Source organism: Streptomyces sp. NPDC046925, from assembly GCF_040644915.1.
Taxonomy (GTDB): domain Bacteria; phylum Actinomycetota; class Actinomycetes; order Streptomycetales; family Streptomycetaceae; genus Streptomyces.
Map to the genome: position 1 here is coordinate 65829 of NZ_JBEYWZ010000016.1, position 24240 is coordinate 90068.

Annotated in this window: 19 protein-coding genes; 8 read left to right on the forward strand and 11 right to left on the reverse strand. The window is 69.3% G+C overall.

Annotation, left to right across the window (positions count from 1 at the left end; genetic code table 11):
* Nucleotides 1–46: 46 nt before the first annotated feature.
* The 8 genes from mtnB to ABZ906_RS40195 all read right to left on the reverse strand — a co-directional run bounded on the left by mtnB (nt 47) and on the right by ABZ906_RS40195 (nt 8395).
* Nucleotides 47–673, reverse strand: coding sequence for a methylthioribulose 1-phosphate dehydratase (gene mtnB / locus ABZ906_RS40160; RefSeq protein ID WP_361196675.1), 627 nt, complete (start codon nt 671–673; stop codon nt 47–49).
* The gene (mtnC, locus tag ABZ906_RS40165; protein WP_361391289.1) at nt 670–1398 is read right to left on the reverse strand and encodes an acireductone synthase; all 729 of its coding nucleotides are present in this window, start codon (nt 1396–1398) and stop codon (nt 670–672) included. Before mtnC ends, mtnB begins: the two co-directional genes overlap by 4 nt.
* Entirely contained in the window at nt 1395–1979 is a 585-nt protein-coding gene (locus ABZ906_RS40170; protein ID WP_361196681.1) for a cupin, read from the reverse strand. The genes mtnC and ABZ906_RS40170 overlap by 4 nt, the downstream gene beginning before the upstream one ends.
* 71 nt (nt 1980–2050) lie before the next feature.
* Entirely contained in the window at nt 2051–3115 is a 1065-nt protein-coding gene (locus tag ABZ906_RS40175; protein WP_361391292.1) for an LLM class flavin-dependent oxidoreductase, read from the reverse strand.
* A 149-nt stretch (nt 3116–3264) separates the two neighbouring features.
* On the reverse strand, nt 3265–4872 hold the full coding sequence (locus ABZ906_RS40180; protein ID WP_361196687.1) for a glycerol-3-phosphate dehydrogenase/oxidase: 1608 nt from the start codon (nt 4870–4872) through the stop codon (nt 3265–3267).
* Nucleotides 4873–4878: 6 nt separating this feature from the next.
* Nucleotides 4879–6426: a glycerol kinase GlpK gene (gene glpK, locus ABZ906_RS40185; RefSeq protein ID WP_361196690.1), complete on the reverse strand. Its 1548-nt coding sequence runs from the start codon at nt 6424–6426 to the stop codon at nt 4879–4881.
* A gap of 67 nt (nt 6427–6493) precedes the next feature.
* A complete protein-coding gene (locus ABZ906_RS40190; RefSeq protein ID WP_361196693.1) occupies nt 6494–7285 on the reverse strand; it encodes an MIP/aquaporin family protein in 792 nt (263 codons plus the stop codon).
* A 345-nt stretch (nt 7286–7630) separates the two neighbouring features.
* A complete protein-coding gene (locus tag ABZ906_RS40195) occupies nt 7631–8395 on the reverse strand; it encodes an IclR family transcriptional regulator (protein WP_361391295.1) in 765 nt (254 codons plus the stop codon).
* Between the two features lie 275 nt (nt 8396–8670).
* Between ABZ906_RS40195 and metH the strand changes: the two genes are divergently transcribed.
* The 4 genes from metH (at nt 8671) to ABZ906_RS40215 (ending at nt 16602) form a co-directional block, all read left to right on the forward strand.
* On the forward strand, nt 8671–12216 hold the full coding sequence (gene metH, locus ABZ906_RS40200; protein ID WP_361196699.1) for a methionine synthase: 3546 nt from the start codon (nt 8671–8673) through the stop codon (nt 12214–12216).
* 98 nt (nt 12217–12314) lie between these two features.
* Complete coding sequence (locus ABZ906_RS40205; RefSeq protein WP_361196702.1) at nt 12315–13016, forward strand: HAD family phosphatase; 702 nt, start codon at nt 12315–12317, stop codon at nt 13014–13016.
* 321 nt (nt 13017–13337) lie between these two features.
* A complete protein-coding gene (locus ABZ906_RS40210; protein ID WP_361196705.1) occupies nt 13338–14945 on the forward strand; it encodes an ABC transporter substrate-binding protein in 1608 nt (535 codons plus the stop codon).
* A 70-nt stretch (nt 14946–15015) separates the two neighbouring features.
* Nucleotides 15016–16602, forward strand: coding sequence for an ABC transporter substrate-binding protein (locus ABZ906_RS40215; protein WP_361391298.1), 1587 nt, complete (start codon nt 15016–15018; stop codon nt 16600–16602).
* 99 nt (nt 16603–16701) lie between these two features.
* On the opposite strand, the gene ABZ906_RS40220 is transcribed toward ABZ906_RS40215, so the two are convergent.
* Together ABZ906_RS40220 and ABZ906_RS40225 are read right to left on the reverse strand one after the other, a co-directional pair.
* Nucleotides 16702–17373 (reverse strand): response regulator transcription factor, encoded by a 672-nt coding sequence (locus ABZ906_RS40220; RefSeq protein WP_135332738.1) that lies wholly within the window; start codon nt 17371–17373, stop codon nt 16702–16704.
* A 14-nt stretch (nt 17374–17387) separates the two neighbouring features.
* Nucleotides 17388–18269: a PD-(D/E)XK nuclease family protein gene (locus ABZ906_RS40225; protein ID WP_361391301.1), complete on the reverse strand. Its 882-nt coding sequence runs from the start codon at nt 18267–18269 to the stop codon at nt 17388–17390.
* 128 nt (nt 18270–18397) lie between these two features.
* On the opposite strand from ABZ906_RS40225, the gene ABZ906_RS40230 reads away from it, so the two are divergent.
* The 3 genes from ABZ906_RS40230 (at nt 18398) to ABZ906_RS40240 (ending at nt 21720) form a co-directional block, all read left to right on the forward strand.
* Nucleotides 18398–19945 (forward strand): site-2 protease family protein, encoded by a 1548-nt coding sequence (locus ABZ906_RS40230; protein WP_361391304.1) that lies wholly within the window; start codon nt 18398–18400, stop codon nt 19943–19945.
* 49 nt (nt 19946–19994) lie between these two features.
* A complete protein-coding gene (locus ABZ906_RS40235) occupies nt 19995–20906 on the forward strand; it encodes a tRNA (adenine-N1)-methyltransferase (RefSeq protein ID WP_361196717.1) in 912 nt (303 codons plus the stop codon).
* 232 nt (nt 20907–21138) lie between these two features.
* Nucleotides 21139–21720, forward strand: a complete 582-nt coding sequence (locus ABZ906_RS40240; RefSeq protein WP_361196720.1) for a hypothetical protein — start codon at nt 21139–21141, stop codon at nt 21718–21720.
* A gap of 89 nt (nt 21721–21809) precedes the next feature.
* Here the strand turns inward: ABZ906_RS40240 and ABZ906_RS40245 are convergent, their stop codons facing one another.
* On the reverse strand, nt 21810–22124 hold the full coding sequence (locus ABZ906_RS40245; protein WP_361391306.1) for a ferredoxin: 315 nt from the start codon (nt 22122–22124) through the stop codon (nt 21810–21812).
* Between the two features lie 254 nt (nt 22125–22378).
* Here ABZ906_RS40245 and arc point away from each other — a divergent pair, with 254 nt between their 5' ends.
* On the forward strand, nt 22379–24145 hold the full coding sequence (gene arc / locus ABZ906_RS40250; RefSeq protein WP_361196726.1) for a proteasome ATPase: 1767 nt from the start codon (nt 22379–22381) through the stop codon (nt 24143–24145).
* Nucleotides 24146–24240 lie beyond the last annotated feature (95 nt).

Genomic DNA, 24240 nt, shown 5'->3' on the forward strand with positions numbered 1-24240 from the left:
GTTTTCGGGAAGGGGCGGGGTTGGGGACAAGCCCCGCAGAGTCAGATCAACCCCGCGTCAGCTCAAGCTCCAGCAACCACTCCACCACCTCGGTGCGATGCCGCGCCTCGCGAGGATCCGCACCCCACACATAAAGCCCGTGCCCCGCAACGACAACCGCCGGCATCCCCGGCGAAAGCGCAGCCTCAAGACGATCCCCCAGGACAGCCATGTCCTGGCTGTTGGCAATCACCGGCAGCGTCACGGCAACCTCATGCGTCCCGTGCCCAAGCCCCTTCAGCATCTCCAGATCCCGGAAGGAAATCCCGCCGGGCTTCCGATGCCCCATGGCCACCGACGCCACGGTGTGCACGTGCACCACGGCCCCGGCCCCGGTAAGCGCAGCGACCCGCGCATGCAGCGCCGCCTCCGCCGAGGGCCGCCCCGCGCCGAGCGCGGCGCCCGACGCATCCGTCAACACCACGTCCGCAGCGGTCAGTTCACCCTTGTCCCGCCCACTCGCCGTCACGGCGAGCTGAAGCGGCGTACGCGAAAGGACCACGGACAGGTTCCCGGACGTACCCCGCATCCACCCGAACGACGCGAACCGCGCGGCCTCGGCGGCGAGGACAGCCCCTGCCTCCTCCAGATCCACAACAACATTGGTCTCGGCAGTGGTCTCAGCCGCACTCATCGAACGCTCCTCACAACACTGATCTCATCGAAGGCCGAAACCTCCGCATGCCCGCCGACCCCGGCGGCGAAGTAGGGCTCCCCGGCCCGGCGCACGCCCACGACGTGCCACCCCGCCTCCCGCGCCGCGTCCAGCTCCCCGAGCCGGTCGGAGAGGAAGAGCGTGCGGCCGGGGTCCGCCCCGACGGCCGCCGAGATCGCGCGGTAGGACCCGGCCTCCTGCTTGGGGCCCGCGTTCTCGGTGTCGTAGAAGCCGCTCACGAGATCCATCAGGGACCCCTCGGGCGAGTACGTGAACCACGCCCGCTGCGCCGCGACGGACCCGGACGAGTAGACGTAGAGCCGCACCCCGTCCGCCGCCCAGGCCCGCAGCACGTCGATCACCTCGGGGTAGAAGTGCGAGACGAGCTCGCCCCGCGCGAAGCCTTCCGCCCAGAGGATGCCCTGGAGCGTCTTCAGGGGCGTCGCCTTGCGGTCGGCGTCGACCCACTCGCCCAGGATCTTCTCCACCCGCGCGGCATCCGCGTCGGGCTCACCGGCAAGCTCCCGCACCTGCGCGAGGGCCCGCGCCACCTCCGGCTCGTCGCCCCGCGCGGCGAGAAGCGCACCGAAGCGCTCGCGCGCGTAGGGATACAGCACGTCCACCACGAACCCCGTGGCGCTCGTGGTGCCCTCGATGTCGAGCACCACGGCGTCCACGGAACCCGCGTCGAAAGAGACACTCACGCGGCGTATCCGGCGTGGATCGCGTCGAAGTCCGGGAAGCGGTCCGCGATCGGGCTGCCCGTGAACGTGCCGATCCAGCCGTCCTCCTCGTGGAAGAAGCGGATGGCCGTGAACGCGGGGGACGTGCCCATGTCGAACCAGTGCGTCGTGCCGCGCGGCACCCCGAGCAGATCGCCCTTCTCGCAGTAGACCGCGTGCACTTCGCCGCCCACGTGCAGATAGAAGATCCCGGCGCCCGCGACGAAGAACCGCACCTCGTCATCGTCGTCGTGCGTGTGCTCGGCGAGGAACTTCTGCCGGGCGGCCTTCGCCTTCTCGGGCCAGCCGGGGTCGTCGCTGGGGTGCAGCGCGACCACGTCGACCGTCTGGAAGCCCTCTTCGGCGTTGAGCTTGTCGATCTCCGTGCGGTACGCGGCGAAGACGGTGTCGCTGTCCGCGTCGGCCGGCACGTCCTCGCGCACCGGCCACTGCTCGTAGCGCACGCCGACCGGGGCGAGCGCGGCGGCGATCTCGACCGGGTCCGCGGTGCGGCGTATGACGGTCTCGGGGCCGGACTCCGGCCAGGTCGTCAGGAGGGTCATGGCTCGCTCCAGAAGGGGACACAGTGGGTACGGGGGATGGTAACTCGCAGGTCAGCCGACGTCAGCCGTGCTCACGCGGTGTCCCACAGCGTGGACGGCGCGGCCCTGCGGACCACCGGCGCGACCTCCTCGGCGAACCGCTGGAGCGTCTCGATCTGCTCGCCGCGCTCCAGGCCGAAGCCGTCCACGGTGATGGACTGGAGGTCGTGCCCGTACACCTCGTGGTAGCCGAGGATCTTGTCGATGATCTGCTGCGGGGAGCCGATGAGCTGCGGCCCGTCCGCGATCGCGTCCTCGATGGTGCGAAACGGCGTGTTGTAGCCCGCCTTGCCCTCCAGGTGCGGCTTGAAGGTCTGGCGCACCTTCGCCTCGTACAGCTCGCGGTAGCGCGAGACCGCCTGCTCCGCCGAGTCCGCGATGAGCAGCCCGCCCGAGCCCGCCGCAACGCGGGCGTTCGCCGGGTCGTGCCCGTACTCCTCGAACCGTTCGCGGTAGTGCGCGATGAGCTTCGCGTACGCGGCGCGCGGCTGGATGGCGTTGGCGGTGAAGAGCGGATCGCCGTGCTTGGCCGCGAGGTCGGGGGAGTTGAGGGAGGTGGCCGAGCCGTGCCAGATGCGCGGCACACCCGCGTAGGGGCGCGGCACCGTCGTCACGTCCTTCAGCGCGGGCCTGAACTCGCCCTCCCAGTCGACGTTCTCCTCGCTCCACAGGCGGCGGAGGAGTTCGTACTTCTCCTTCTGCAGGTCCCACTGCCGTTCCTCGTCGAGGCCGAAGAGGTCGAAGTGGCCTGCCTCCGCGCCCTTGCCGATCACCAACTCGATGCGTCCGCGCGAGATCTGATCGAGCGTCGCGTAGTCCTCGGCGACCCGCACCGGGTCGAGGATCGCCACGACGGTGACGCCGGTGAGCAGTTTGATCCGGGTGGTCCGCGCGGCGAGCGCGCCGAGCACCACGGTGGGGCTCGACGAGAGGAAGGCGCCCGCGTGCCGCTCGCCCACGGCGTACGCGTCGTAGCCGAGCCGCTCGGCGGCCACCCCGACCTCGATCACGTCCGCCAACCGGTCCGCTGAGGTCGGGAGTTGGCCGGTCAGGGGGTGCGGGGCATGGCCGATGATCGACAGGACCTGGAATCTCATGGTGGCCTCTCCGTGGTACGACCTTCCACTCTCCCCGCGCCGTATTGCACGCGTATGTACGCGCTGTGGCGGCCCGCCCGGATACGCCGAAGGCCGGGTACGGCGAAGGGGCGGCCCCCGGTGGGAGCCGCCCCTCGTACAGCCGGTGCCTACTTGTTGTCGAGCACGTCCTGGACCTTGGCGCGGACGTCGTCCGTGGCCAGGCCGCGGATCGTCAGCGTCGTACGGCGGCGCAGGACGTCGTCCGCCGTCTCGGCCCACTCGTGGTCACGGGCGTAGACGACCTGGGCCCAGATCTCCGGGGCGTCCGGCGAGACGCGCTCGGCGAGCTCCGGGTTCTCGTTCGCCAGGCGGGCGATGTCGAAGGAGAGCGAGCCGTAGTGCGTCGCCAGGTGCTTGGCCGTGTCGGCGGCCATGCGCGGGCCGGGTGCCGGGCCGTCGACCAGGAGACGGTGCGCGACCGCGCGCGGGTTGGCGATGCCGGGCAGCGGCAGACGCTTCTGGAGCTGCGAGATCGGCTCGTAGTCGTCGCCGAGCGGGTGGCCGGGCAGCGACTCCAGCTTCTTCATGACCGTACGGCCGATGTGGCGGAAGGTCGTCCACTTGCCGCCCGCGACGGAGAGCATGCCGGCCGCGCCCTCGGTGACGACCGTCTCGCGCTTGGCCTTCGAGGTGTCGCCGGGCCCGCCGGGCAGCACGCGCAGACCCGCGAAGGAGTACGTGATCAGGTCACGGGACAGCTGCTGGTCGCGGATGGAGAACGCGGCCTCGTCCAGGATCTGCGCGGTGTCGGCCTCGGTGACGCTCACGTCCGCAGGGTCGCCCTCGAACTCCTCGTCCGTCGTGCCGAGAAGCAGCATGTCCTCCCACGGCAGGGCGAACGTGATGCGGTACTTGTCGATCGGCGTGGCAAGCGCGGCCTTCCAGGGGGCGGTGCGCTTGAGGACCAGGTGCGCGCCCTTGGAGAGGCGGATGGAGGGGGCCGCGTCGGGGTTCTCCATCTTGCGCAGGTGGTCGACCCACGGGCCCGTCGCGTTCAGCACGAGGCGGGCGTTGACGCCGAACTCGGTGCCGTCCATGCGGTCCTTGAGCTCTGCGCCCGTGACCCGGCCCTTGGTGAAGCGCAGGCCGGTGACCTCGGCGTGGTTGAGGACGGCGGCGCCGGCCTCGACGGCCGCGCGGACCGTCATCAGGGCCATGCGGGAGTCGTTCATCTGGTCGTCGCCGTAGACGGCGACGGCCTTGAGGTTGTCCGTGCGCAGTTCCGGCACGTCCTGCGCGGCCTTCGAGGGCGAGAGCAGGTGGCCGACGCCGTCGCCGAAGGCGGAAAGCGCGCTGTACGCGAAGACGCCCGCGCCCAGCTTGGCGGCGCCGTGCGGGCCGCCCTTGTAGACGGGCAGGTAGAAGGTGAGCGGGTTCGCCAGGTGGGGGGCCACCTGACGGGACACCGCGCGACGCTCGAAGTGGTTCTCCGCGACCAGCTTCACCGCGCCGGTCTGCAGGTAGCGCAGACCGCCGTGGAGAAGCTTGGAGGAGGCGGAGGAGGTGGCGCCGGCGAAGTCACCGGCGTCCACCAGGGCCACCCGCAGGCCCGACTGCGCGGCATGCCAGGCGGTGGAGATGCCCAGAATTCCGCCACCGATCACCAGGAGGTCGTACGTCGCCTTGGAAAGCTGCTCCCGGGTCTCGGCGCGGCTCGGGTTGGAACCGGCAGCCGGATGCGTCCCGAGGGCAGGGACGCTCTGCAGGGTGGTCATGTTGATTTACTCCTCGCCACTTTCGTCGAGCCAGCCCATGGAACGCTCTACGGCCTTGAGCCAGCTCTTGTACTCACGGGCGCGGGTGTCCGCGTCCATGCGGGGTGTCCACTCCGCCGCCCGGCGCCAGTTGGCGCGCAGCTCGTCGGTGCCGGACCAGAAGCCGACGGCGAGACCGGCGGCGTAGGCGGCGCCGAGGCAGGTCGTCTCGGCCACCATCGGGCGCACCACCGGCGCGTCGAGGAAGTTCGAGAGCGTCTGCATCAGCAGGTTGTTGGAGGTCATGCCGCCGTCGACCTTGAGGGCCGTGAGCTCGACGCCGGAGTCCTTCGTCATGGCGTCGGTGATCTCACGGGTCTGCCAGGCCGTGGCCTCCAGGACGGCGCGCGCGATGTGCGCCTTGGTGACGTACCGGGTGAGACCGGCGATCACACCGCGGGCGTCGGAACGCCAGTACGGGGCGAAGAGGCCGGAGAAGGCCGGTACGAAGTAGGCGCCGCCGTTGTCCTCGACCGACGACGCGAGCGTCTCGATCTCGGCGGCGGAGTTGATCAGGCCCATCTGGTCGCGCATCCACTGCACGAGCGAACCGGTGACGGCGATGGAACCCTCGAGGGCGTAGACCGGCTTCTGGTCGCCGATCTGGTAGCCGACGGTGGTCAGCAGGCCCGAGTAGGAGTTGATGGCCGACTCACCGGTGTTCATCAGCATGAAGGTGCCGGTGCCGTACGTCGACTTGGCCTCGCCCTTGGCGAAACAGGTCTGGCCGAAGAGCGCCGCCTGCTGGTCGCCGAGCGCGGAGGCGACGGGGATGCCGGGCAGGATGTCGCCGAGCTTGCCGCCGCTGACCTCGCCGTAGACCTCGGCGGAGGAGCGGATCTCGGGGAGCATCGCCATCGGGACGCCGATGGACTCGGCGATCTTCTCGTCCCAGCGCATGGTGTGCAGGTTCATCAGCATGGTGCGCGAGGCGTTGGTGACGTCGGTGACGTGGTGGCCGCCGTTGACACCGCCCGTCAGGTTCCAGATGACCCAGGAGTCCATGGTGCCGAAGAGGATGTCGCCCGCCTCGGCGCGCTCGCGCAGGCCGTCGACGTTGTCGAGCAGCCAGCGGGCCTTGGGCCCGGCGAAGTAGCTGGCGAGCGGCAGGCCCGTCTCCCGGCGGAAGCGGTCCTGGCCGACGTTGCGGCCGAGCTCCTTGCACAGGGCGTCGGTACGGGTGTCCTGCCAGACGATGGCGTTGTGCACCGGCTCGCCGGTGTTCTTGTCCCAGAGCAGCGTGGTCTCACGCTGGTTGGTGATGCCGATCGCCTTGATGTCCTCGTGGGTGATGCCGGCCTTGGAGATGGCGCCGGCGACGACCTCCTGGACGTTCGTCCAGATCTCGCTCGCGTCGTGCTCGACCCAGCCCGGCTTCGGGAAGATCTGCTCGTGCTCCTTCTGGTCGACCGAGACGATCCGGCCGTCCTTGTCGAAGACGATGCAGCGGCTCGAAGTGGTGCCCTGGTCGATGGCCGCGATGAAGGGGCCTGCGGTGTGTGCGTCGGTGCTCACGGTGTACTCCTGCTCTTCTTTGCTCTCGGCGGTCTGTCTCGGGCGGTCGTCGGCAGCGCTCGCGGTCCTACTTGAACGCGAGGTTGTAGAGGCCACCGGCGATGGCACCGCCGATCAGCGGGCCGGCGATCGGCACCCATGCGTACGCCCAGTCGGAGCTGCCCTTGTTCGGCAGCGGGAGCAGGGAGTGCACGATGCGCGGACCCAGGTCACGGACCGGGTTGATCGCGTAGCCCGTGGGGCCACCGAGGGAGAGGCCGATGCCCACCACGACGAGGGCGGTGATCAGCGCGCCGAGCGTGCCGATGCCGTTGCCGCCGTCGTTCAGGCCCTGGGTGAGGATCGCGAGGACGAGGACGGCCGTCGCGATGATCTCGGTGAGCACGTTCTGCGCGTAGTTGCGGATCTCGGGGCCGGTGGAGAACACGCCGAGCACCGGACCGGCCTTGGGGGCGGCCTTCTGGTCGACGAGGCCCTCCTCCATCGGCTGCGCCGCGAGTATCGCCGGGTCGGTCAGGTGGGCCTTGAACTGGCCCAGGTAGGCGAGCCAGACCAGGACGGCGCCGATGATCGCGCCGAGCAGCTGCGAGGCGAGGTAGAGCGGAACATCGCTCCACTTCGTGCCGCCCTCGATGGCGAGGCCGATGGTGACCGCCGGGTTGAGGTGGGCGCCGGAGACGCCACCCGCCAGGTACGCGCCGGTCAGTACCGCAAAGCCCCACCCGAAGGTGATCGCCAGCCAGCCGGCGTCCTTGGCCTTGGAGGCCTTGAGCGTGACGGCGGCGCAGACACCGCCGCCGAGCAGAATGAGAATGGCGGTACCGATGGTCTCGCCGATGAAGATGTCGGAGCTGGACACCCGCGACTCCTTTGTCCTTCGTCCAGGGGAAGGCGAACCCCGGGTCCCTCCGGTGGTCCGCGACCTCAGGTGAGGTCGTTGCCGGCCCTGGCCTTGTCACACTCTAACGCGTAATGCCGGTAGGTGTTCGACAATGCCGACCGATGGACGCGAGTCTCACCCCGTGGTTACTTGCCCGTCAAGACTTCTGTTATTGAAAACACGATCGTTATTGATCGTTCCGGCTTATCGGTCGAGGCGGGGGTCCCGCCGGGTGAAACGCGGTCCAATGATCGTCGCGCAGAAGAGTGCCCCCTGCATGTTGAGCAGGGGGCAGCAGGCGGGGCGGCCGGGGGGTGAGCGGGGTCAGAAGCGCCCGGCGCCCAGGTCCCGCGACACGGCGCGGGCGCAGTCCCGTACGGCTGCGATCAGGTCGGGGCGCAGCTCCCCTTCCTTGCGGACGCGCTCCACCGCACCGGTGATGCCGACCGCGCCGACCGGCATGCGGCGCCGGTCGTGGATGGGCGCGGCCACGGAGGCGATGCCCTCCCAGGTCTCCTCGACGTCGGAGGCGTACCCGCGCGCGCGGGTGAGGTCCAGGACGCCCTCGAAGGCCCCGGGGTCCACGACGGTGCGCGAGGTGAAGGCCTGCCAGTCGGACTCGGCGGCCTCGCTGTGCGCCACCGGGTCGTAGGCGGCGAGCACCTTGCCCAGGGCCGTGGAGTGCAGCGGCTGCATCGCGCCCACCTCCAGGACTTGGCGGCTGTCGTCGGGCCGGAAGACGTGGTGCACGATCAAAACGCCCTGCTGGTGCAGGACGCCGAGGTAGACGCTCTCGCCGCTGGACCGGGCCAGGTCGTCGGTCCACACCAGGGCGCGGGCCCGCAGCTCGTGCACGTCCAGGTAGCTGTTGCCCAGGCGCAGCAGTTCGGCGCCGAGCTGATAGCGGCCCGACGCGGAGTCCTGCTCGACGAAGCCCTCCGCCTGCAGGGTGCGCAGAATGCCGTGGGCCGTGCCCTTGGCCAGGCCAAGGGCGGACGCGATCTCCGAGAGGCCGAGCCTTCGCTCTCCTCCCGCGAGCAGCCGCAGCATCGCGGCGGCCCGCTCGAGCGACTGGATGTTCCGTGCCATCGCAGCCCCTTCCTCCGTCCCCTCTGACTCCAACGTTCGACAATGCTGAACACTATCGGTCGTTGTCGACCTCCCGCGACAGAGCGGGCAGCGGTGTTTCTCGCCGTTTCCCGCCCTGCACCGAACCACACCCCCGAGGAGGGGGGCGCGGACAGGGCGCGGTGTCCGCCCCGTGAACACTCACGCGCTGTGGACCTTCGTCCCGCTACCCTGACCGAGTGCGCCTTCCACCGAAGCGCAAAGCCGACAGCCGTCGCACCTCTGGGAGCTCTTTCATGGCCTCGTTGCCGACCCCCTCGTCCGGTTCCGCGAACACCCCGGATTCCTCGGGCACCTCGAACGGAACCCGAGCCGATGCCCTCCGCGAAGCCCTCGCCACCCGCGTGGTGGTGGCCGACGGCGCGATGGGCACCATGCTCCAGGCCCAGGACCCCACCCTCGAGGACTTCCAGAACCTCGAGGGCTGTAACGAGATCCTGAACGTGACACGCCCGGACATCGTCCGCTCGGTCCACTCGGAATACTTCGCTGTCGGCGTCGACTGCGTCGAGACGAACACGTTCGGCACGAACTTCGCCGCCCTGAGCGAGTACGACATCCCCGAACGCAACTTCGAGCTCTCCGAGGCGGGCGCCCGCATCGCCCGCGAGGTCGCCGACGAGTTCACCGCCTCGACCGGACAGCAGCGCTGGGTCCTCGGCTCCATGGGCCCCGGCACCAAGCTGCCGACCCTGGGCCACGCCCCGTACACCGTCCTGCGCGACGCTTATCAGACCAACGCCGAAGGCATGATCGCGGGCGGCGCGGACGCCCTCCTGGTGGAGACCACCCAGGACCTCCTGCAGACCAAGTCCGCGATCCTCGGCGCCCGCCGCGCCCTGGACGCCACCGGCGTCAACCTCCCGCTGATCTGCTCGGTCACCGTCGAGACCACCGGCACGATGCTGCTCGGCTCCGAGATCGGCGCCGCGCTCACCGCCCTGGAGCCGCTCGGCATCGACATGATCGGCCTGAACTGCGCCACGGGCCCGGCCGAGATGAGCGAGCACCTGCGCTACCTCGCCCGCCACTCGCGCGTGCCGATCTCCTGCATGCCCAACGCGGGCCTGCCGGTCCTGGGCAAGGACGGCGCCCACTACCCCCTGACGGAGGCCGAGCTGGCCGACGCCCAGGAGACCTTCGTACGCGAGTACGGCCTCTCCCTGGTCGGCGGCTGCTGCGGAACCACCCCCGAGCACCTGCGCCAGGTCGTCGAGCGCGTCCGCGGCGTGGAGACGACCCGCCGCGAGCCGCGCCCCGAGCCCGGCGCCGCCTCGCTCTACCAGACCGTGCCCTTCCGCCAGGACACCTCGTACCTGGCCATCGGCGAGCGCACGAACGCCAACGGCTCGAAGAAGTTCCGCGAGGCCATGCTGGAGGGCCGCTGGGACGACTGCGTGGAGATGGCCCGCGACCAGATCCGCGAGGGCGCCCACATGCTCGACCTCTGCGTCGACTACGTCGGCCGGGACGGCGTCAAGGACATGGAGGAGCTCGCGGGCCGCTTCGCCACCGCCTCCACCCTGCCCATCGTCCTGGACTCCACCGAGCTGCCCGTCATCCAGGCCGGTCTGGAGAAGCTGGGCGGCCGCGCCGTCATCAACTCCGTCAACTACGAGGACGGCGACGGCCCCGAGTCCCGCTTCGCGAAGGTCACCGCGCTCGCCAAGGAGCACGGCGCCGCGCTGATCGCGCTGACCATCGACGAGGAGGGCCAGGCCCGCACCGCCGAGCACAAGGTCGCCATCGCCGAGCGCCTCATCGACGACCTGACAGGCAACTGGGGCATCCACGAGTCGGACATCCTCATCGACTGCCTGACCTTCACCATCTGCACCGGTCAGGAGGAGTCCCGCGGCGACGGCATCGCCACCATCGAGGCGATCCGCGAGCTCAAGCGCCGCCACCCGGACGTGCAGACCACGCTGGGTCTGTCGAACATCTCCTTCGGCCTCAACCCGGCCGCCCGCGTCGTCCTGAACTCCGTCTTCCTCGACGAGTGCGTCAAGGCGGGCCTGGACTCGGCGATCGTGCACGCCTCCAAGATCCTGCCCATCGCGCGCCTGGACGAGGAGCAGGTCAAGGTCGCCCACGACCTGATCTACGACCGCCGCGCGGAGGGCTACGACCCCCTCCAGAAGCTCATGGAGCTCTTCGAGGGCGTCAACATGAAGTCGATGAAGGCGGGCAAGGCCGAGGAACTCCTTGCCCTGCCGCTGGACGAGCGCCTCCAGCGCCGCATCATCGACGGCGAGAAGAATGGCCTGGACGCCGACCTCGACGAGGCCCTGCTGACCCGCCCGGCGCTCGACATCGTCAACGACACCCTCCTGGAGGGCATGAAGGTCGTCGGCGAGCTCTTCGGGTCCGGCCAGATGCAGCTGCCCTTCGTGCTCCAGTCCGCCGAGGTCATGAAGACCGCGGTCGCCCACCTCGAACCGCACATGGAGAAGTCGGACTCCGAGGGCAAGGGCACCATCGTCCTGGCCACCGTCCGCGGCGACGTCCACGACATCGGCAAGAACCTCGTCGACATCATCCTGTCCAACAACGGCTACAACGTCGTCAACCTCGGCATCAAGCAGCCGGTCGCCGCGATCCTGGACGCCGCGGCAGAGCACCGCGCCGACGTGATCGGCATGTCCGGCCTCCTGGTGAAGTCGACCGTGATCATGAAGGAGAACCTGGAGGAGCTCAACCAGCGCAACATGGCCGCCGACTTCCCGGTGATCCTCGGCGGCGCCGCGCTGACCCGTGCCTACGTCGAGCAGGACCTCCACGAGATCTACGAGGGCGAGGTCCGCTACGCCCGCGACGCCTTCGAGGGCCTGCGCCTGATGGACGCCCTCATCGCGGTCAAGCGCGGCGTCCCCGGCGCCACGCTGCCCGAGCTGAAGCAGCGCCGCGTGGCCAAGCGGGACACCCCCGTCGCGGAGGTCTCCGAGGACGAGGGGCCCGCCCGCTCGGACGTCTCCACCGACAACCCCGTCCCCACCCCGCCGTTCTGGGGCACCCGCGTCGTCAAGGGCATCCAGCTCAAGGAGTACGCGTCCTGGCTGGACGAGGGCGCCCTGTTCAAGGGCCAGTGGGGCCTCAAGCAGGCCCGAACGGGTGACGGGCCCTCGTACGAGGAGCTGGTGGAGAGCGAGGGCCGCCCGCGGCTGCGCGGCTGGCTGGACGAGCTGCACACCAAGAACATGCTGGAGGCGGCCGTCGTGCACGGCTACTTCCCCTGTGTCTCCAAGGGCGACGACCTGATCATCCTGGACGACGAGGGCAACGAGCGCACCCGCTTCTCCTTCCCGCGCCAGCGCCGCGGCCGGCGCCTGTGCCTGGCGGACTACTTCCGCCCGGAGGAGTCCGGCGAGACCGATGTGGTCGGCCTCCAGGTCGTCACCGTCGGCTCGAAGATCGGCGAGGCCACCGCCGAGCTGTTCGCCGCCGACTCCTACCGCGACTACCTCGAACTGCACGGCCTGTCCGTGCAGTTGGCCGAGGCGCTCGCCGAGTACTGGCACGCGCGCGTGCGCGCCGAGCTCGGCTTCGGCGGCGAGGACCCCGCCGACGTCGAGGACATGTTCGCCCTGAAGTACCGCGGCGCGCGCTTCTCGCTGGGCTACGGCGCCTGCCCCGACCTGGAGGACCGAGCCAAGATCGCCGAGCTCCTGGAGCCGGAGCGGATCGGCGTGCAGCTCTCCGAGGAGTTCCAGCTGCACCCGGAGCAGTCCACGGACGCGATCGTCATCCATCACCCGGAGGCGAAATACTTCAACGCGCGCTGAGCGGGCAAGTCGTACACTTGTCGGTCCAGTGCAGGCCGGTTGCCCACCCGTCAGAAGGGGGCAACCGGCCTTTCCGTCCCTCATGGAGGTGTGCCCGGATGACCAGTACGGTTCCCGCGCTCGATACCCGAACGGCCGAAGGCAGCGACCTGCAGGCGGTACTCCTCGACATGGACGGAACCCTCGTGGACACCGAGGGCTTCTGGTGGGACGCGGAGGTCGCGGTGTTCGCGGCACTCGGACACACGCTCGACGAGGCCTGGCGTGACGTGGTGGTCGGCGGACCCATGACGCGCAGCGCCGGGTTCCTGATCGAGTCCACCGGCGCCGACATCACGGTCCCCGAGCTGACGGTGCTGCTCAACGAAGGCTTCGAGGACCGCATCGGCCGCGCCCTGCCGCTGATGCCGGGGGCCGCGAGGCTCCTCGCCGAGCTCGCCGCGCACGAGGTGCCCATGGCCCTGGTCTCCGCGTCGCACCGGCGCATCATCGACCGGGTGCTCGAATCGATCGGCTCCCACCACTTCGCGCTGACCATCGCGGGCGACGAGGTGTCCCGGACCAAGCCGCACCCCGACCCGTACCTCCTCGCGGCGGCCGGCGTTGGCGCGGAACCGGCCAGATGTGCCGTCATCGAGGACACCGCGACCGGCGTCGCGGCGGCCGAGGCCGCGGGCTGCCGCGTGGTGGCGGTGCCGTCCGTGGCGCCCATCGCCCCGGCATCGGGCAGGACCATCGTGCCGACCCTCGAACACGTCAACCTGCCTTTCCTGCAAGGCTTGATGGCCGGAAAGTGCTGAACGGTTGAAGATGTGACCTTTCCCACTCCGTGGGGGGTCGACAGCTGATCGGGGCTGTGCCGGGGCGTCGATTTGCGCGTCTTGTTCAGTGGCGTTGTGTCCCGATTAAGGGGAACCTCACGAAACCTTCCCGTGTCGGGGTATCGGTGTGTCCGCGCCCGGTTTCGCTGTGTGATTGAGGGTCAACTCCGGTGCCTTCCGGCCCGCGTGGCGGTGCGGACTAATGTCTTCGCGAGAACATCGCCACACCCTGCGGACCGAACTGACCCCACCCCTCGTTGTCGGTCCGGACGGGATCAACAGCTCTGGAGAACGTCGAGCATGAACCGTAAGACTTTGGTGCTGCCGGCCGTCGTAGGTCTGCTCGCTTCCGCGCTCGCGGCCTGCGGAGGGGCGGGCGACGGCGGGGACGACGACGCGATCACCGTCGGCACCACGGACCGGTTCGCCACCTCACCCGAGATACCGGCGCCCTTCGACCCCGCGTACGCCTATGACGCGGGCTCCTGGAACGTCGTGCGCCAGACGGTCCAGACGCTGATGGCCGCTCCGCGCGGCGGCGGAGAGCCGGAGCCCGACGCCGCCGAGAAGTGCGGCTTCACCGACACCGGCAACGAGCGCTACGAGTGCACGCTGCGCAAGGACCTCAAGTTCGCCGACGGCGAGCCGCTGACCGCCGCCGACGTGAAGTTCTCCATCGAGCGGGTGCGGGACATCAAGATCAAGGACCCCAGCGGTTCCGCGGGCATGGTGTCCAACGTCGACGCGATCGAGACCGAGGGCGACCGCAGCGTCGTCTTCCACCTCAAGAGCCCCGACGCGACGTTCCCGTACAAGCTGGCCACGCCCATCGCGGGCATCGTCAGCTCCGAGCACTACGCCAAGAACAAGCTGCGCGACGGCTTCGACCTGGACGGCTCGGGCCCCTACACCGCCAAGCAGGAGGTGAAGGGCAACACGCTCGTCAAGACCACGTTCTCCAAGAACCCCAACTACAAGGGCGTTCTCAAGCCCAAGAACGACAAAGTCGAGATGCGCACCTACGAGTCCGCCGACGCCATGGGCAAGGCACTCAAGAGCGGCGACCTCGACATGATGACGCGCACCATGTCGCCCGAGCAGATCAAGCAGCTCGACGAGGACCCGGGCAGCAACATCGAGCTGGTCGAGACGCCCGGCCTGGAGATCCGCTACCTCGGCTTCAACACGGACGCCACCACCGTCAAGTCCAAGGCGGTCCGCCAGGCCGTCGCGCAGATCGTCGACCGCGGCGCCATCGCCGCCGGCGTCTACGGCAACGCGGCCGAGCCGCTCTACTCCACGGTGCCGGCCACCATCACGGGCCACACCAACTCGTTCTTCAACAAGTACGGCAACCCGAGCCCGGCCAAGGCCCGCAGCCTGCTGCAGAAGGCCGACATCAGCACGCCGGTGAAGGTCACCCTGCACTACACGACGGACCACTACGGCCCGGGCACCAAGAAGGAGTTCCAGCTCCTGCAGAAGCAGCTCAACGCGAGCGGCCTGTTCGACGTGTCAATCAAGGGCACGGAGTGGAACACCTTCCGCCCCGCCGAGCAGAAGGGCGCGTACGACATCTACGGGATGGGCTGGTTCCCCGACTTCCCGGACGCCGACAACTTCCTGACGCCGTTCCTCGACAAGGACAACATCCTCGGCTCGCCGTACGTGAACCCCACCATCAACGACGAACTGCTCCCGCACTCGCGCCGCGAGGCGGACCGGCTCACCGCCTCCAAGAGCATCAAGAAGGTCCAGGACATCGTCGCCGAGGACGTGCCGGTGCTTCCCCTCTGGCAGGGCAAGCAGTACATCGCCGCCCGGGACGACATCACGGGCGTCGAGTGGGCGCTCAACTCCTCCTCGAACCTCCAGCTGTGGGAGCTCGGCCGAGGTGTGAGCGGCTGACCTCCGCGCACACCCGTACAAGCCTGGCCGGGCTTCGCTCCACCGATACACACCAACGACAAGGCACTTCGTGAATTTGCGTAACCAGTGGCTGGCCCTCCCCCTCACGGGAGGGCTGGCCGCCGTTCTGCTCACCGGCTGCGGCACGGAAACGGGCGGTGCGGGGGAGAACGAGGACGCGGTGGTGATGGGGATGTCGGACGACGTCCTGGCCACCGACCCGGCATCCGGCTACGACCCCGGATCATGGCTCCTGTTCAACAACGTCTTCCAGTCCCTGATGAGCTTCCCGAACGGGGCCACGGAGCCGCAGCCCGAGGCCGCCAAGGAGTGCGGCTTCACCGACTCCAAGACCAGGGTCTTCGAGTGCACGCTGCGCGACGGCCTGAAGTTCAGCAACGGCAACGCGCTGACCTCGAAGGACGTCAAGTACTCCTTCGACCGCATGATGAAGATCAACGACGACGCCGGCCCGGCGATCATGTTCCCGATGCTCGACCGCGTCGAGACGCCGAGCGCCAAGAAGGTCGTCTTCAGGCTCAAGTACGCCGACGCCACCTTCCCCAGCAAGATCGCGTCCGGCGCGGGATCCATCGTCGACCAGGCGTCGTACGACATGGACGGGCTGCGCGAGGACGGCCAGGCCACCGGCTCGGGGCCGTACAAGCTCGACTCCTTCGACGACGGGCAGGCCGTGTTCTCGGTCAACCCCGACTACAAGGGCACCGCCAAGGTGAAGAACAAGGGCGTCACGCTCAAGTTCTTCCACGACGACCAGAAGGGCCTGAAGAAGGCGCTCCTGGACGACAAGATCGACATCGCGTACCGCGGGCTCGCCGCCGACGACATCGCGGACATCGAGCAGGACACCTCCGACGCCAGCCAGAACATCGACGTCGTCGAGGGCACGAGCGCTGAGGTCCAGCACCTGGTCTTCAACATGAAGGACCCCGTCGCGGGCAAGCTCGGTGTCCGCAAGGCCATGGCGTACCTCCTCGACCGCGACGCCCTGGTCCAGGACGTCTACCGGGACACGGCCACGCCGCTGTACTCGATCGTCCCGGCCGGGATCGGCGGCCACAGCACCGCCTTCTTCGACACCTACGGCGCCCGCCCGCAGCGCTCCAAGGCCGCTGCCGCCCTGCGCGCGGAGGGCCTGACCGGCAAGGTCAAGCTCACGCTCTGGTCCACGCCCTCGCGCTACGGCCCCGCGACCGATCAGGAGATGAAGACGATCGCCAAGCAGCTCAACGCGAGCGGTCTCTTCGACGCCGAGGTGAAGTCGGTCGCGTTCGGCCAGTACGAGCAGGACATCAAGTCCGGCAAGTACGGCGTGTACGTCAAGGGCTGGGTGCCGGACTACCCGGACCCGGACAACTTCACGCAGCCCTTCTTCGGCAAGGGCAACGTCCTGGACAACGGCTACCGGAACAGCGACATCACCGGGAAGATCATCCCCGGCACCGCCGCCGAGACGGACCGCACCAGGACCGACCAGGACTACTCGAAGCTCCAGGACATCGTCGCCGACGAGCTGCCGATCCTGCCGGTCTGGCAGGCCAAGCAGTACGCGGTCATCAGCGACGACGTCTACGGCGTGGAGTCCTGCCTCGACGCGTCGACGGTGTTCCGCTTCTGGGAGCTCAGCAAGGCCTGACCCCGCGGACACACATGAAGGCGGCCCCCTCCCGGAGGGGGCCGCCTTCACGCGTTCTGCTTCATGCCTTCTGCTGCACGCGTCCTGCCGTGCGGGCCGTCACTGGGCGCCGGGGCGCACCAGACCGCTCTCGTACGCGTACACCGCGGCCTGCACCCGGTCGCGAAGCCCGAGTTTCGTCAGGACATGGCCCACATGCGTCTTGACGGTCGTCTCGCTCACGAACAGGTCCGCCGCGATCTCCGCGTTCGACAGGCCGCGCGCCACCAGCTTGAGGACCTCGACCTCCCGCTCGGTGAGCGTGTGCAGTGTGTCCGGCACCGGCTCGTCGCCCGAGGGGAGATGCCCGGCGTACTTGTCCAGGAGCCTGCGCGTGATGCTCGGCGCGAGCATCGCCTCGCCCGACGCGACCACGCGGATCGCCTGCACCAGTTCGTTCGCGGGCGCGTCCTTGAGCAGGAAGCCGCTGGCCCCCGCGCGCAGCGCCTCCACCACGTACTCGTCGAGGTCGAAGGTGGTCAGGACCAGGACCTTCGCCGGTCCGTCCCGGCCCGGCCCGGTGATCTGCCGGGTCGCCTCGACACCGTCCATCCTCGGCATACGGATGTCCATCAGGACCACGTCCGGCTGCAGTGCCCGCACCTGGTCGAGAGCCTGCAGGCCGTCTCCGGCCTCCCCGACGACCGCGACGTCCTGCTCGGCCTCCAGGATCATCCGGAATCCCGTGCGCAGCAGTGGCTGGTCGTCGACCAGTAGGACACGGATCGCCACGTAACTCTCCTTCGCTAGCCCGGGCCCATTCTGCCCTGCGCGCCCTCTTCGGACTCGGGCACCCTCACCGCAAGGGGGTACGGCGGGGGAGTCCCGCCGAATTCCGGACATACGGCCTGGTGATCGCACCAGCCGCAGAGTTTCGTCGGCCGCGGCCGCCAGTCGCCCGTCTCGGTGGCGAGCGTGATCGCCTCCCACAGCGCGTGCAGCTTGCGCTCGACCTGCTCCAGATCCTCGGTCCTGGGGTCGTACGTGATGACGTCGCCGCTGCCCAGATAGACGAGCTGGAGACGGCGCGGGACCACGCCCTTCAGCCGCCAGACCACCAGGGCGTAGAACTTCATCTGGAAGAGGGCGCCCTCGGAGTACTCGGGGCGGGGGGCCTTGCCCGTCTTGTAGTCGACGATGCGCACCTCGCCGGTGGGCGCCACGTCCACGCGGTCGATGATGCCGCGCAGCTTCAGGCCCGACTCCAGCTCCGCCTGCACGAACAGCTCACGCTCGGCGGGCTCCAGGCGGGTGGGGTCCTCCAGGGTGAACCAGCGCTCGACGAGCTTCTCCGCGTCCGCCAGCCAGCGCGCGAGCCGCTCACCCTGTTCGTCGCCCGCGAACAGCTCCGTCAGCTCCGGCCTCGCCTCGCGCAGGCGGTCCCACTGGCCGGGGATCAGGCCCTTGGCGCGCGGCGCGGTCCGCTCGACCGCGGGCGCGTCGAAAAGCCGCTCCAGGACGGCGTGCACCAGCGTGCCGCGGGTCGCCGCCTCGCTCGGCTTCTCGGGCAGCTTGTCGATCACCCGGAACCGGTAGAGCAGCGGACACTGCATGAAGTCGCTGGCGCGCGAGGGCGACAGGGACGCCGGACGCACGGCCGTCACGGCACCGTCGGTGCTGGTTTCCATGAGGTAAGACCCTACGACCCGCCACCGACAACGGCCGCATACCATCGACGACAGACCCTCTCGCCCTGCATGATCGTGCGTGTACCGCGCCGGACAGGGGCGAGGGACGCTTCGAACAAGGGGACATCGTGGACGAGAGCGCCGGGAGCGGCAGGCCGCAGCCCGACGGGACGGACGGTCGGCGGCCGGATGCCGCGGACGGCTCCGGCCATTCCGAAACGCCACGTCCGGTGGACACGGACGGCTCCGGGAGCGGCGCGGCCACCGGCGGCACCACCGGCGCCGACAGCGCCGAGCCCCAGGCCCCCGCGCGGGAGACGCGCGCCGCGGACGAACCGGCGCGGAACGCGGACCCCCTGGCGAAGACCCCGCAGGCTCCGCAGGACACGCAGGACACGCAGGACACGCAGGCTCCGCAGACCCCGCAGGGCGCGTCCGGAGAGACCACGCGCGACACCCACCCCGAGTACGCGCACGCCACCGGAGGCCCCGCCCACAAGACGCCCCCGCCGGGCGGCAAGAAGGGCCCCGGGGGAGGGCTGCTCATGGGGCGGCCCTTCGGCGTGCCCGTGTACGTGGCGCCCAGCTGGTTCCTCGTCGCCGCCCTGATCACCTGGGTCTTCGGCGGCCAGCTCGACCGCGTCCTGCCCGAACTCGGCGCCGCCCGCTATCTCGTCTCCCTCTTCTTCGCCGTCGCCTTCTACGCCTCCGTGCTCGTCCACGAACTGGCGCACACCGTCGTCGCCCTGCGCTACAAGCTGCCGGTGCGCCGGATCCAGCTGCAGTTCTTCGGCGGGGTCTCGGAGATCGAGAAGGAGTCCGAGACGCCGGGCCGCGAGTTCGTCCTCGCCTTCGTGGGCCCGCTGCTCTCCCTCGTGCTCTCGGGTGTCTTCTACGGGGCCATGCGCCTCGTCGAGCCCGGCACCGTGCCCGGCGTCCTGCTCGCGGGCCTGATGATCTCGAACCTCATCGTCGCCGTCTTCAACCTTCTGCCCGGCCTGCCCCTGGACGGCGGCCGCATGCTGCGCGCCGTCGTCTGGAAGATCACCGGCAAGCCCATGAGCGGTACCGTCGCCGCCGCCTGGGTCGGCCGCGCGCTCGCCATCTCCGTCCTGATCGGCCTGCCCCTGCTCAACCAGTCCGGCGCGCTGGGCGGCGAGACGCAGGAGATCGGGGGCATGGACACCGTCACGGACGCCCTGCTCGCCGCGATCCTCGCCGCGATCATCTGGACCGGCGCCGGCAACAGCCTCCGCATGGCCCGCCTGCGCGAACACCTGCCCGAGCTGCGCGCCAGGGCCCTGACCCGGCGCGCCGTGCCCGTCGAGTCCGCGACCCCGCTCTCCGAAGCGCTGCGCCGCGCCAACGACGCGGGGGCCCGCGCCCTCGTCGTGGTCGACGCCGACGGCGACCCGATGTCCGTGGTCCGCGAGGCGGCCATCGTCGGCGTGCCCGAGCACCGCCGCCCCTGGGTCACCGTCAGCGGCCTGGCCCAGGACATCACCGAGGGCATGCGGATCTCCGCCGAGCTCGCGGGCGAGGAGCTCCTGGACACCCTCCGGGCGACGCCCGCCACGGAGTACCTCGTCGTCGAGGCCTCCGGCGAGATCTACGGCGTGCTCTCCGCCACCGACGTGGAGCGCGCCTTCGTCAAGGCGATGGCCCGCCCCAGCTGACGCCGCCACCGTGGTCCGCGGCCCCCGGACGGGCCGGTAGGCTGGTCACATGTCCGAACCGACCGGTGCCGCCCGCCGACGCGGGCCCTTCAAGGTCGGGGACCAGGTTCAGCTGACCGACCCCAAGGGCCGCCACTACACGTTCACGCTCGAGGACGGGAAGAACTTCCACACCCACAAGGGTTCCTTCCCCCACGACGAGCTGATCGGTGCTCCCGAGGGCAGCGTTGTCCGCACCACGGGAAACGTCGCCTACCTCGCGCTGCGCCCCCTGCTCCCCGACTATGTCCTGTCCATGCCCCGCGGCGCCGCCGTGGTCTACCCCAAGGACGCGGGGCAGATCCTGGCCTTCGCCGACATCTTCCCCGGCGCCCGCGTCGTCGAGGCGGGGGTGGGCTCCGGCTCGCTGAGCAGCTTCCTCCTGCGCGCCATCGGCGACGAGGGAATGCTGCACTCGTACGAGCGCCGCGAGGACTTCGCCGACATCGCCCGGCAGAACGTGGAGCGCTACTTCGGCGCCCCGCACCCCGCCTGGCAGCTCACTGTCGGTGACCTCCAGGACAACCTCAGCGACAGCGACGTCGACCGCGTCATCCTCGACATGCTGGCCCCCTGGGAGTGCCTGGACGTCGTCTCCAAGGCGCTCGTGCCCGGCGGCATCCTCTGCTGCTACGTCGCGACCACCACCCAGCTCGCGAGGACCGTCGAGTCCATCCGCGAGCTCGGCGGCTTCAACGAGCCGACCGCCTGGGAATCGATGATCCGCAACTGGCACGTCGAGGGCCTCGCCGTCCGCCCCGATCACCGCATGATCGGCCACACCGGCTTCCTGCTCACCGCCCGCCGCCTCGCGGACGGCGTCGAGCCGCCCATGCGCCGCCGCCGCCCCTCCAAGGGCGCCTACGGCGACGACTACACGGGCCCGAACGCCGACGGCGGCACCCCCCGCGCGGAGCGCTGACGGCGCCGCGGACGCCGGCATCCGCGTACAACCGCTGAACGTACGGGCGCCGCCGCCGAGTTCCCCCCTTCGACCGGGGAACTCGGCGGCGGCGCCTTTTCGTTCACCGCCCTCCCCGGGGCGTCCACGGGCCCGGTCCGATCAACGCCCCCGGTGTTCCGCCCCACTGTGAGGTATGGCACGATGCTGGCCACCTCCCCCACCGGCACAGCCCTCACAGGAGACACTCCTAGTGCAGCACCCCGCCGTCCCGGAACTGGCACACAACACCACCCGCCCCATCCACTGGCTGGCCACAGCGGCCGCGCTCGCCGCCGTCATCGCGGGCTCGTCCTTCCTGCAGCCCGACCCGGCGAACGCCGCTCAGCCGGGCTCCAGACCCTCCGGCAAGACCGCCGCGGCGGCCCCTGCTCCGGCTCCGGACGCGGCCGCCGTCACGTACCCCATCGTCTGCGGCAGCGTGGAACCGGTGGTCAAGAAGAAGGCCTCCGGGGACCTCGACGGGGACGGCGCCCCCGAGACCGTCGCCGTGGTGCACTGCGCCGCCGGATCCGGCACACCGCCCGACGGCGTGTACGTCGTCACGCGTGCCACCGGAGGCAAGCCCCGGGTCGTCGCCACCCTCGTCGACCCCAAGGACCGCCAGAACGTCAGCGACTTCGCCGTGCGGGCCGGCGTGATCACCGCCACACTCCACGGCTACTCGTCACCGGACGTGCCCAGCTGCTGCCCGGACCTCAAGGACGAGGCCAAGTGGCAATGGAAGGACGGCACGTTCGCGCGGTCCACGCCGGCCGGGGCGCACAGCGTGTGACACACGGAGCATGAACAAGGGCCTGTATCCGCCGGTCGACCGGCGGATACAGGCCCTTGTTCATGGTGTGCGCGGCCGGGCCGGCGGCCTCATGCCGCGTCGGGGCCGTAGACCTCCACGCTGTCCGAAATGCGGCGCACATGGATGCAGTCCCCGGGGCACTCCTTGGCCGAGTCCGCCACGTCACGCAGAAGCGTCGGCGGTACGGGCGTTGTGGCGCCGGGCGCCTGCAGGAGCTCGTCGTCGCCGCTCTTCACATAGGCCAGACCGTCGATGTCGAGCTCGAAGACCTCGGGCGCGTACTGCGCGCAGATGCCGTCGCCGGTACAGAGGTCCTGGTCGATCCAGACCTCCAGGAGTTCGCGGCCCTCAGGGCCGGTCCCAGCCTCGTTCTGCACGGTCATCTCTCCTGCCGATCGCTGCGTCGAGCGAGCCGACTCGGGGGCAAGTCGGGCCAACCCTGACGGGTGTTGAACGCTTCGACGATACAACCGCCCGCTTTCCGATGTTGTTGGGTGGGTATCCACCTGGTGTGAGGGAGAGCGCAAGGGTGAAGATCGGACACACCTCGACCGTCTTTGTGATCTAGGGGTTTCAATCGACACCCACCCAGGTAGGGTCTGGAAGCGTCCAGCTCCCCTTGGAGGAGGTGAGGACCGTGGCAGCCCACGACGACGACATCAACCGCGGCATCCGGCCGGGACGAGGGTCTGAAGACCCCGCCGGTCAGGTTGCCTATCTCGAGCAGGAAATCGCCGTCCTGCGACGCAAGCTCGCCGACTCTCCGCGGCATACGAGAATTCTCGAAGAGCGGATCGTCGAGCTGCAGACAAATCTGGCCGGCGTATCCGCACAGAACGAGCGGCTCGCCAACACGCTCCGTGAGGCCCGCGACCAGATCGTGGCCCTCAAGGAGGAAGTCGACCGGCTCGCGCAGCCGCCGGCCGGCTTCGGTGTCTTCCTCGTGGCGAACGAGGACGGCACGGCTGACATCTTCACCGGGGGCCGCAAGCTCCGGGTGAACGTCAGTCCCAGCGTGGAGCTCGAAGAGCTCAGGCGCGGCCAGGAAGTAATGCTCAACGAAGCGCTCAACGTGGTCGAGGCCATGGAGTACGAGAGCGTGGGCGACATCGTCACCCTCAAGGAGATCCTCGAGGACGGCGAGCGCGCCCTGGTGGTCGGGCACACCGACGAGGAGCGGGTGGTGCGGCTCGCCGAACCACTCCTCGACGTCACCATCCGTCCCGGCGACGCACTCCTGCTCGAACCCCGCTCCGGCTACGTCTACGAAGTGGTTCCCAAGAGCGAGGTCGAAGAGCTCGTCCTCGAAGAGGTCCCGGACATCGGCTACGAGCAGATCGGCGGTCTGGGCAACCAGATCGAGCTGATCCGCGACGCGGTCGAACTGCCCTACCTCTACCCGGACCTCTTCAGGGAGCACGAACTGCGGCCGCCCAAGGGCGTCCTGCTGTACGGGCCTCCCGGCTGCGGCAAGACACTCATCGCCAAGGCCGTCGCCAACTCCCTTGCCAAGAAGGTCGCCGAGGTGACCGGGGCGGCCCAGGGGAAGAGCTTCTTCCTCAACATCAAGGGCCCCGAGCTCCTCAACAAGTACGTCGGCGAGACCGAGCGTCACATCCGCCTGGTCTTCCAGCGTGCGAGGGAGAAGGCGAGCGAGGGCACCCCCGTCATCGTCTTCTTCGACGAGATGGAATCCCTCTTCCGCACCCGCGGATCCGGAGTCAGCTCGGACGTGGAGAACACCATCGTCCCCCAGCTGCTCGCCGAGATCGACGGCGTGGAAGGCCTGGAGAACGTCATCGTCATCGGCGCCTCCAACCGCGAGGACATGATCGACCCGGCGATCCTGCGGCCGGGACGTCTCGACGTCAAGATCAAGATCGAGCGCCCCGACGCGCAGGCGGCGAAGGACATCTTCGCCAAGTACCTCACCGAGCGGCTCCCGCTGCACGCGGACGACCTCGCCGAACACAGCGCCGACCGGCGCACCACCGTGGACGGCATGATCCAGTCCGTCGTGGAGCAGATGTACGCGGAATCCGAGGAGAACCGCTTCCTCGAGGTGACGTACGCCAACGGCGACAAGGAAGTCCTGTACTTCAAGGACTTCAACTCCGGCGCCATGATCGAGAACATCGTCGGACGCGCCAAGAAGATGGCCATCAAGGCCTTCCTCGACGCCGACCAGAAGGGCATCAGGGTCTCTCACCTCCTCCAGGCTTGCATCGACGAGTTCAAGGAGAACGAGGACCTGCCCAACACCACCAACCCGGACGACTGGGCCCGCATCTCCGGCAAGAAGGGCGAACGGATCGTCTACATCCGTACGCTCGTCACCGGAAAGCAGGGCGCGGACACCGGACGCTCCATCGACACGGTGGCCAACACCGGTCAGTACCTGTAGAAGACAGGGCGGCTGCGGGTGTCCTTCACGGGTACCCGCAGCTGTCTGTTTTTCAATGAAGGCAATGATCTCCCCACCAGCGCAAAGGCGCTCTA